This is a genomic window from Oceanobacter sp. 1_MG-2023 (assembly GCF_030689025.1).
Taxonomy (GTDB): domain Bacteria; phylum Pseudomonadota; class Gammaproteobacteria; order Pseudomonadales; family Oceanobacteraceae; genus Oceanobacter.
Map to the genome: position 1 here is coordinate 1 of NZ_JAUYWA010000059.1, position 1841 is coordinate 1841.

The 1841-nt window shown below is 52.4% G+C and carries 1 protein-coding gene; it reads right to left on the reverse strand.

Features of this window, described 5'->3' with window-relative positions; genetic code table 11:
• Positions 1-1841: cadherin repeat domain-containing protein (locus tag Q8W22_RS16600; protein WP_305453116.1), on the reverse strand; the 1841-nt coding region annotated here is incomplete at both ends.

Consider the following 1841-nt stretch of genomic DNA (forward strand, 5'->3'; position numbering starts at 1 on the left):
AAACTGTAGTTTGGTTTGGTCTCGTAATCAGCGTCGGCCAATAAGGTGACTTCACCGGTGGCTGAGTTGATGCTGAAGTACGCGGCATCGTCGCCAGAGAGCGAGAAGGTCACACCATCAGAGATATCGGCAGAGTCATCCACCGTCGCTGTGTAAACAACCGAGCCAGTACCCGTGTTCTCATCGATGGCAGTCGCGGTAGCACCAGACGTAATGCTTGGCGCTGCTTCATCCAGGTTATTAACCGCCAGCGTGACAGTTTGATCGGTGTGGTTACCGGCTCCATCGGTGGCGGTGACGGTAAAGTTGTAACTTGGTTTGGTCTCGTAGTCCGCATCCGCCAACAAGGTGACTTCACCGGTGGCTGAGTTGATGCTGAACCGTGACGCATCTGTGCCTGAGAGCGAAAAAGTCACACCATCGGAGATATCTGTGGAGTCATCGGCAATGGCGGTATACACCACCTGCCCAGCACCTGAGTTTTCATCGATCGCAGTCGCGGTAGCGCCAGAAGTAATCGTCGGTGCCACTTCATCGAGGTTATTCACCGCCACAGTGACGGTCTGATCAGTGAAGTTACCAGCTCCATCGGTAGCGGTGACGGTAAAGCTGTAGCTTGGTTTGGTTTCGTAGTCGGCATCGGCCAACAAAGTCACTTCGCCGGTGGCTGAGTTGATGCTGAAGTACGCGGCATCGTCGCCAGAGAGCGAGAAGGTCACACCATCAGAGATATCGGCAGAGTCATCCACCGTCGCTGTGTAAACAACCGAGCCAGTACCCGTGTTCTCATCGATGGCAGTCGCGGTATCACCAGAGGTAATCGTCGATGCGACTTCATCCAGGTTATTCACCGCCACAGTGACGGTCTGATCAGTGAAGTTACCAGCTCCATCGGTGGCGATTACAGTAAAGTTGTAACTGTCTTTTGTTTCGTAATCGGCATCAGCCAACAAGGTGACTTCACCAGTTACAGCATCAATCGAGAAGTAAGCAGCATCTGCACCCGACAGACTGAAACTCACACCATCAGAAATATCAGCAGTGTCATCAGCAACAGCGGTATACACCACTTGCCCAGCACCGCTGTTTTCATCGATGGCAGTCGCGGTATCACCAGAGGTAATCGTTGGTGCCACTTCATCCAGGTTATTGACTGCTAAAGTAACGATTTGGTCGGTGTGGTTACCAGCCCCATCGGTAGCGGTGACGGTAAAGCTGTAACTGGACTTGGTTTCGTAATCGGCATCAGCCAACAAAGTCACTTCACCTGTAGCGGAGTTGATGCTGAACAGTGACGCATCTGTACCAGACAACGAATAAACCACTGCCGCGTCGTCCGTGGTCGCGGTGTAAATAACCGCGTTCTCACCGGAGTTTTCGTCAATGGCGGTCGCTGTTGAACCGGATGTAAATGCCGGTGCCACTTCATCCAGATCATTCACATCCAGCGTCACGGTCTGGCTATCTTGCAAACCCGCACCATCGGTGGCGATCACGACAAAGTTATAGCTGGATTTGGTCTCATAGTCCGCATCAGCTTTTAGAGTCACTTCGCCAGTATTGGTATCAATGGTGAAGTAAGCCGCATCGTCGCCTGAGAGCGAGAAAGCCACGCCATCAGAAATATCAGCAGAGTCATCGGCAGTCGCGGTATAAATCACACTGCCGGCACCGCTGTTTTCATCGATGGCAGTCGCGGTATCACCAGAGGTAATCGTCGGTGCGACTTCATCGAGGTTATTGACTGCTAAAGTAACGATTTGGTCGGTATGGTTACCCGCCCCATCGGTGGCGGTGACTACAAATGAATAGCTGGACTTGCTCTCGTAATCAGCGTCGGC